This is a genomic window from Neobacillus sedimentimangrovi (assembly GCF_010614825.1).
In the GTDB taxonomy this organism is placed as follows: domain Bacteria; phylum Bacillota; class Bacilli; order Bacillales; family Cytobacillaceae; genus Neobacillus; species Neobacillus thermocopriae.
Genome location: NZ_JAAFZF010000076.1, coordinates 1 through 8,584 on the forward strand (window position 1 = coordinate 1; position 8,584 = coordinate 8,584).

The 8,584-nt window shown below is 38.9% G+C and carries 7 protein-coding genes, 1 pseudogene and 1 riboswitch; all 8 genes and pseudogenes read right to left on the bottom strand.

What is annotated here, in order from left to right; all coding sequences use genetic code 11:
* Positions 1 to 191: 191 nt before the first annotated feature.
* Positions 192 to 370: riboswitch (Lysine riboswitch) on the bottom strand.
* Positions 371 to 434: 64 nt separating this feature from the next.
* A complete protein-coding gene (gene uvrC, locus GZA11_RS15760; RefSeq protein WP_038536593.1) occupies positions 435 to 2,210 on the bottom strand; it encodes an excinuclease ABC subunit UvrC in 1,776 nt (591 codons plus the stop codon).
* 127 nt (positions 2,211 to 2,337) lie between these two features.
* Positions 2,338 to 2,652: a thioredoxin gene (gene trxA / locus GZA11_RS15765; RefSeq protein ID WP_038536594.1), complete on the bottom strand. Its 315-nt coding sequence runs from the start codon at positions 2,650 to 2,652 to the stop codon at positions 2,338 to 2,340.
* 328 nt (positions 2,653 to 2,980) lie between these two features.
* Complete coding sequence (locus GZA11_RS15770; protein ID WP_038536596.1) at positions 2,981 to 3,958, bottom strand: electron transfer flavoprotein subunit alpha/FixB family protein; 978 nt, start codon at positions 3,956 to 3,958, stop codon at positions 2,981 to 2,983.
* Between the two features lie 38 nt (positions 3,959 to 3,996).
* Positions 3,997 to 4,770: an electron transfer flavoprotein subunit beta/FixA family protein gene (locus tag GZA11_RS15775; RefSeq protein WP_038536598.1), complete on the bottom strand. Its 774-nt coding sequence runs from the start codon at positions 4,768 to 4,770 to the stop codon at positions 3,997 to 3,999.
* 121 nt (positions 4,771 to 4,891) lie between these two features.
* On the bottom strand, positions 4,892 to 5,656 hold the full coding sequence (locus tag GZA11_RS15780) for an enoyl-CoA hydratase (RefSeq protein ID WP_038536600.1): 765 nt from the start codon (positions 5,654 to 5,656) through the stop codon (positions 4,892 to 4,894).
* Between the two features lie 22 nt (positions 5,657 to 5,678).
* The gene (locus GZA11_RS15785; RefSeq protein WP_051968190.1) at positions 5,679 to 6,266 is read right to left on the bottom strand and encodes a TetR/AcrR family transcriptional regulator; all 588 of its coding nucleotides are present in this window, start codon (positions 6,264 to 6,266) and stop codon (positions 5,679 to 5,681) included.
* 174 nt (positions 6,267 to 6,440) lie between these two features.
* Entirely contained in the window at positions 6,441 to 8,147 is a 1,707-nt protein-coding gene (locus tag GZA11_RS15790) for an AMP-binding protein (protein ID WP_163184360.1), read from the bottom strand.
* A 280-nt stretch (positions 8,148 to 8,427) separates the two neighbouring features.
* A pseudogene (locus GZA11_RS16845) lies at positions 8,428 to 8,584 on the bottom strand (group II intron reverse transcriptase/maturase); the annotation flags it as partial.

The following is an 8,584-nucleotide window of genomic DNA, read 5'->3' on the forward strand; positions in this document are numbered from 1 at the left end:
CCTCCAGCTTCCTTCAGATTCCGCGTCACCACGGACACCCTTGCTCTTGGCTAACCTCTACTTCTGTCTTCGGGGTTCGGGACTTACACCCTATAGTTCATGTACATGCCGGGCGCACATAAAAAAAGCAATGAGAGCACTCTCTCATTGCTTTTAAACACAAAAAAAATATATTCTTTCCTGTTTAAACAATGAAAGATAGCGCTCCAAGACGAATCGTCTTGACAATCCAGTATTTATTCAACACTGGACCAGCAAAGAAAGAAATGAGCCTTTCTTCACTTCGGCGAACATCCCCTTTCAAAGCCCATCGTTGAAGCTCATCCTTCTCCGGACTTTTACTCTTGAAGTTCGCACCTCTACCTTCACTTAAACATCCAAGTGATGATTATTCAATTTTCACTAAGTATAGCATAGACATTCTTTTCTGACAATCAGTCATTTCTAAGTTTTTCGTACAATTCTTTTGCCACATTCTCAGGTAACCCGATTGCCCGAAATTCTTCAATTCCGGCTTCTTTCATTTTCTTTACAGAGCCGAACTCTTTTAACAATAATTTCTTTCTCTTTTCTCCAATTCCGGGGATATCATCAAGTAAAGATTGAAAGGCGCTTTTCCCGCGGGTTTGTCGATGGAAGGTAATAGCAAAACGGTGAACTTCATCTTGAATCCGCTGTAGCAAATAAAATTCCTGACTGTTACGCGGAAGCATTACAATCTCTAAAGGATTTCCGAATAATAGTTGAGATGTCCGGTGCTTCTCATCCTTCACCAAACCAGCAAGAGGAATATCTAAGCCTAGTTCATTTTCCAACACATCTCGAACTGCCTCAACATGGCCTTTCCCACCATCAATAATAATCAAATCTGGAAGCGGTAAACCTTCCTTTAGGACTCTTGAATACCTTCTTCTCGTCACTTCTCTCATGGATTCATAGTCATCTGGTCCCTGCACCGATTTAATTTTATACTTGCGGTATTCACGTTTATTCGGTTTTCCATCGATAAAAACTACCATGGCGGAAACCGGGTTCGTTCCTTGAATATTTGAGTTATCAAAAGCCTCAATCCTATGCGGCGTATAAATACCAAGGTATTTTCCCAAATTTTCAACTGCCTTAATGGTTCTTTCTTCATCCTTTTCAATTAGAGAGAACTTTTCATTTAGAGCAATTTTAGCATTTTTCACTGCCATTTTGACCAAATCTCTCTTTTGCCCGCGTTGCGGCTTAAGAACCTTTACCCCAAGCAGTTGTTCGGCCAGCGGTAAATCCACTTCATCCTGAATCAAAATTTCCTTTGGCTTAAAGTGATTTGCTTTTTGATAAAATTGTCCTAAGAATGTCAAGATTTCTTCTTCCGGTTCATTGTAGATTGGGAACATGGATACGTCTCTTTCAATTAACTTTCCTTGACGGACAAAAAACACCTGGACGCACATCCATCCTTTATCGACTGCATAGCCAAACACATCACGATCTGTAAAATCAGTCATCGTAATTTTTTGTTTTTCCATAATCGTTTCAATATGGATGATTTTATCGCGATATTCCTTAGCTCTCTCAAAATCGAGTTCCTCTGCAGCTGCAGACATTTTTTCCGTTAATTCTTTTTTAATTTCCTTATACCCGCCATTTAAGAAACGGGTAATTTCATCGGTCATTTGCTTGTATTGTTCTTCATCCACTTCATTGACACATGGGGCAAGGCACTGCCCTAAATGGTAATATAAACAAACTCGATCGGGTAAAGTCGAGCACTTCCGAAGCGGGTAAATCCGATCAAGTAGCTTTTTTGTTTCATTGGCCGCTCCCACATTTGGGTAGGGCCCAAAATATTTACCTTTATCTTTCTTAACCTTCCTTGTTATGATCAGCTTCGGATGTCGTTCCGCGGTCAGTTTAATAAACGGATACGTTTTGTCATCCTTTAGCATGACATTGTATTTAGGATCGTATTTTTTGATCAGGTTTAATTCAAGCAATAATGCTTCAATATTAGATGATGTGACAATATATTCAAAGTCTTCTATCTCATTAACAAGCCTTTGGGTTTTGCCGTCATGCGATCCAGTAAAATATGAACGCACGCGGTTTTTAAGAACTTTGGCTTTACCAACATAAATAACGGTACCTTGACGGTCTTTCATCAAGTAGCAGCCAGGCTGATCTGGCAGTAAAGAAAGCTTTTGTTTGATTATTTCATTCATTCTGGCCGCTCCTCTCTTCTAAATTTTCCTCATTAAAATTTTAAAGCAAACCGTTTATAAAGAAAAGCGGAGTCTTATGGGAAAAATAAAAACCTCGGCCAGTATTTACTAGCCAAGGTTAGAAACATTAAATGTGTTTTTGTAGCATGCTTGCTAGAGCATCTTTTGGCTGGAAGCCGACCACTTTGTCAACAACTTCACCATCTTTAAACACTAACAATGTTGGGATACTCATTACACCGAATTGAGAAGCAGTTTGTGGGTTTTCATCCACATCAATTTTCATGATTTTTACTTTATCGCCTAATTCAGCGTCAAGTTCTTCCAACACAGGTGCAATCATTTTACAAGGTCCGCACCAAGGTGCCCAGAAATCTACAAGAGCAAGTCCTGAGCTTGTCTCTTGAGCAAAATTTTGATCTGTTAAATGTGCAATTGCCATTTTTCAATGACCTCCTAATAAATTACTTAAATCATATCGAAAGTATAACACTGAATAGAAATTGATGCTAATAATCTGTTTCACATCTAATGTTCTCTAAATTATCCATAAGTATTCTTTGTCAAGACACGAATAAAGGCAAACGGAATTCATCCGTTCGCCCTAATTTTTTGGCTGTTAATTGATGGTTTTGGCCCCTTTTTTTCCACGAGTTTCGAGGAAACAATTTACCTCTTTAAAAGCTGTCGGGGCTCCCTTCAACCTGTAGAAGTTGGAAACATTATTGAGAATGACCTGATTTAAAACATAATCAACAACAGCCATTATATTAGGAATGAACTATTAGCTTTTTAAACTCTTCAGTTAACATTGGAACGACTTCAAAAAGATCGCCAACGATTCCGTAATCTGCCACCTTGAAGATGTTCGCTTCAGGGTCTTTGTTAATTGCAACGATTACTTTAGAGTTGGACATACCAGCAAGGTGTTGGATGGCACCAGAAATTCCGCAAGCAATGTATAAGTCAGGTGTAACAACCTTACCCGTTTGCCCAATTTGAAGGGAATAATCACAATATTCTGCATCACATGCACCACGTGAAGCACCAACTGCACCACCTAATACAGCAGCTAATTCTTTGAGCGGCTCAAAACCTTCTGCGCTTTTTACACCGCGTCCACCGGCAACTACGACTTTTGCTTCACTAAGGTCTACACCTTCTGTAGCTTTACGTACGACGTCTTTAATAATTGTACGAAGGTCTTTAATCTCTACAGATAGGGAAGATACTTCACCAGTTCTGCTTTCGTCTTTTTCTAATGGCGCAATATTATTTGGACGAACAGTAGCAAAAATTAAACCATCCGTAACTATTTTCTTTTCAAATGCTTTTCCGGAATAAATTGGTCTTGTAAAGACTACATTTCCTCCCGCTATTTCAACAGCAGTTGCATCGGAGATTAGACCGGAGGAAAGCTTCGCTGCAATTTTAGGCGATAAGTCTTTTCCTAATGCTGTATGACCAAACACTAGGGCTTCCGGCTTTTCTTGGTCAATGACTGCCAAAAGTGCCTGTGCATATCCATCAGAAGTATATTGCTTTAATTTGTCATTTTCTACTACAACGACACGGTCAGCGCCGTATTGAATTAATTCCGCTCCTAAAGCGCTTACAGATTGACCAAGTAAGACACCAACTACTTCTCCGCCTTCTGCCACTATTTTTCCTGCAGCAATTGCTTCGAAAGATACATTACGCAATTGTCCGTCACGAATTTCTCCTAATACCAATACTTTTCTTGACATTATGTTTACCCCCTGCAAACAATTTTAAAAATTTTCGATTAGACCACTTTTGCTTCCGTATGAAGCAGGTGAACAAGTTCCTTCACTTGATCTGCTAGTTCGCCAGATAAAACTTTTCCTGCTTCCTTTTTCGCAGGCAAGTAGATTTCAATGGTTTTCGTCTTTGCTTCTACATCATCTTCATCAAGGTCAAGATCGTCTAATTCCAATTCATCAAGTGGCTTCTTCTTTGCTTTCATGATTCCTGGCAGTGATGGATAGCGCGGTTCATTAAGACCTTGCTGTGCTGTAACTAATAGCGGAAGGCTTGTTTCGATGACTTCGGAATCCCCTTCAACATCACGGGTCACAACCACTTTTGTACCGACAATTTCAAGCTTTGTAATGGTTGTTACGTAAGGAATATTTAATAGCTCAGCCACACGTGGACCAACTTGGCCGGAACCGCCGTCAATCGCAACATTTCCTCCTAAAATCAGATCGGTGTCTTTATCCTTCAAATATTCAGCAAGAATTTTTGCTGTTGTAAACTGGTCGCCGTTCTCAATATCATCCTCTATATTGATTAAGACCGCTTTATCAGCCCCCATTGCAAGAGCCGTACGCAGCTGCTTCTCTGATTCTTCCGTTCCTACAGTAATAACGGTTACTTCTCCACCATGAGCATCGCGGACTCGAATTGCCTCCTCAATCGCATATTCGTCATAAGGATTGATGATAAATTCGGCTCCATCTTCATTAATTTTCCCGCCGGAAATAGTAATCTTTTCCTCTGTGTCAAAAGTTCTCTTCATTAAAACAAAAATGTTCATTGATTTAGTTCCCTCCTAAGAATCCAAACATTTATTCTGTTTGAAAGATTGAGAAAATTATTGATAAAAAAATATGAAAAGCTTCCTAGCGAGCACTCGCTCAGCGCTCCCAATGAAAAAATTATTCGCCTTTAAAGTTTGGCTCACGTTTTTCGATAAACGCCTGAATGCCTTCTTTCGCATCATTCGTAACAAACAATTCAGCAAACAGTTCAGCTTCACGCTTTGTTCCTTCATAAAACTCTTTTGTTTTGGCATAGTTTAATAATTCAATAACGGCTTTAATCGATCCAGGACTCTTCTTGGCAATTTTTCCAGCAAGTTTTAAAGCTTGATTTAACACTTCCTCTTCCGGATAAGCATGGTTGGCCAACCCAAATTGAAACGCTTCCAATCCTGTGATCGGTTCAGAAGTAAGCATCATTTCTGCTGCCTTGGCGACACCTACATATCTTGGCAAGCGTTGTGTTCCTGCAAAACCAGGGATGATTCCAAGCTGAAGCTCTGGCAAGCCTAGCTTTGCCGTTTCACTAACTAGGCGGATGTGACAAGCCATTGCTAATTCTAACCCTCCACCTAGTGCGGCACCATGAATGGCTGCAATAATTGGTTTTGGAAACTTCTCAATACGTTCCATTAGATCTTGGCCCGATGTGGATAACTCTCCTGATGAGCTGACTGTCGTAAATTCCTTAATATCTGCCCCTGCAGAGAAAAAGCGACCTTCCCCATGAATAACGACTACCCGGATCTGACGATTAGATTCAATTTCGTCTAGTGCCGCAGATAACTCTTTTAATAACCCTGTTGAAAGAGCGTTTGCTGGTGGACGCTTAAATGTAATGACAGCAATACCATCCTCATGTGACCAATTTAAATTCTCCAATAAAAACCCTCCTATTCCTTTATTACTGGCAATTAACTAGTCCGTTTACCAGGAGACTGTGGACTTTCGGTGCCAGTGCCCTTAAATTAAACTTTTGCTCACTCATTACCCACGAGGTAACAATCTCATCGATTGTACCAAAAATCATTTGCCTGGATAGGCGAACATCCAGACTGCTTGAAAACTCTCCACTTTCCTTTCCTTCCATAATAATTTTATCAATCAGCTGCAGATAACCTTTAAGAACATCGTTTATTTTTAAACGAAGCTCTTTATTGGATTGGCGCAATTCCAGCTGAGTAACAATGGCCATATGGTGATCATCAGAAAGGAGTTGGAAATGAGTTTCAATCATCATTAATAATTTCTCTGCTGCCGATTTTTTTCCTGCTATTTTTTCCTCTATGTTTTCAACAAATTGTCCCATTTTTTCTTCAAAGAGAGAGATAAGAATGTCTTCTTTATTTTTGAAATATAGATAAATTGTTCCATCAGCCACTCCTGCCTGCTTGGCGATCTTGGAAACCTGTGCTTGGTGGTAACCGTTTTCAGCAATTACAACAACCGCCGCATCAATTATTTGCATATATTTAGGCTTCATTTTTTTCATTTTTATCCCTCCTTTGAAGAAAAAACTATCAAATCCTTTATTATTAAAATATAAAAATATGAATGAATAATCATTCATATTTTTATAATAATTTTTATTTTTAAATATGTCAAGAAATACTTTATTTTTCAAAAATTTTGTAGACAAGCTTATTTAGTCAAAAAAAATATAGTATTATGCCTGCTTTTTACTCTCTTCTTCATATTTTTTCATTTCTTCATCTACGAGCTTCCGCCTTAATATTTTTCCAACCGCTGTTTTCGGTAGTTCCTTTCTAAATTCATATAATTTGGGTGCTTTATATGCAGCCAAATATTTTCTTGCAAATTCATTCATTTCTTCCTCTGTTACAGTTGAACCTTCTTTTAATACAATATAAGCTTTTACCGTTTCACCACGATAGGGGTCAGGAATTCCAACTGCTACCGCTTCTATTACATCGGGGTGCTCATATAATACTTCTTCTATCTCTCTCGGATATATATTGTAGCCACTTGCAATAATCATGTCTTTCTTACGGTCAACAATATAAAAATATCCATTTTCATCCATATATCCTAAATCTCCGGTAAACAGCCAACCATCTTTTAAGACTTCTTCTGTTTCCAAAGGTCGGTTCCAATAACCTTTCATGACCTGTGGACCCTTAATAACGATTTCTCCAATTTCACCAGCTCTAAGTTCTTCACCGGTTTCGATCGAAACAATTTTGGAATCGGTATCAGGATACGGGACACCAATACTTCCCTTGACTCTTTCTACTCCCCATAGGAAATTGGAGTGAGTAACCGGTGAGGCTTCAGACAGTCCATAACCTTCTACCAATTTTCCTCCGGTTATGGCCTCAAACTTTTCCTGAACTTCTTGTGGAAGCGGAGCAGAGCCACTGACACAAGCATTAATCGAAGATAAATCAAACTTTTTTAATTCTGGATAATTCAATAGACCAATATAAATGGTTGGTGCACCTGGAAAAATGGTGGGGCGTTGTTTTTCAATCGTTTTGAGTGTTTCAAGTACATCAAATTTTGGCAATAACACCAATTTGGCTGCCAGCTTAATCGATAAAATCATCACTGTCGTCAGTCCATAAACGTGGAAAAACGGCAGTAACCCCAATATTACTTCCTGTGCTTCTCTCGCTTTAAAAACCCAAGCCTGATTCATGGTTGTATTGGCAATGATATTTTTGTGGGTTAACATAACCCCTTTGGCTACGCCAGTAGTTCCACCTGTGTATTGCAACAGAGCAATATCTTCATCAATATCAATGCTGTATTGCTTCAATTTATTCTTTTTCTGTTTTAATATTTCGGTAAGCAAATGTGTGTTACCTTCATGCTTTACTTTTACAACAATGCCGTATTGTTTTTTTTGGATGTATGGGTAAACGAGGTTTTTCGGGAATGGCAAGAAATCTTTTATTCCTGTAACAATGATATCTTTTAATTCAGTGTGTGGCATAACTTTGGAAACTTTTGGATAGAGGATGTCTAATGTGATAATGGCTTTTGCACCGGAGTCTTTCAATTGGTGTTCAAGTTCCCGTTCAGTATAGAGTGGATTCGTTTCTACTACGATCCCGCCAGCGAATAATACCCCAAAAAAGCTGATCACATTTTGCGGGCAGTTTGGAAGCATGATGGCTACACGGTCTCCTTTTTCAATCCCAAGGTTCGCTTGTAAGTAACCAGCAAAATGCTGAGCCGCTTCATAAAGCTGCTGGTAGGTAAGTTCTTTCCCTAAAAAATGTAAAGCAACTTTATCAGGATATTTATTTGCTGCATTTGTTAAGTAATGCTGTACAGGTTCTGAGGAGTACTCTAAAGTGGGAGGAATCTCTTTAGGATAATTTTTCAACCACGGCTTTACCTCTGTCATTGTAACCCTCCTTTTTATCAATATTCAAAAAATTTAAACATATAATTCTATTATAGTACGCATTTTGACAATAAACAATGTTTCTCACTTGATTTGGCCAGTTTATGGTCTTTTGTTTCCTAGTATAAATATATGACATAGTACATCTATCCTATTACCAGAATAGCGTAAGCGCCCTGGGTAGCAGCGTATAATCTTCAATTTTAATCGAGTAGGAAGGGGTGATTAACCCCCGTCCTCTCACACCACCGTACGTACGGTTCCGTATACGGCGGTTCAATCAAGATAAATGACGCAAGAATTCATAACGTTTCTGTAGACTTTTAAGCCCTTGGTTACTCCAATAGGAGTTTCCAAGGGTTCTGTGTAATATGGGACTTTTTGAGATTCGCCAATAACCTTTACGACTGTTCCCCCATTCATAAGCTTTCCATTCA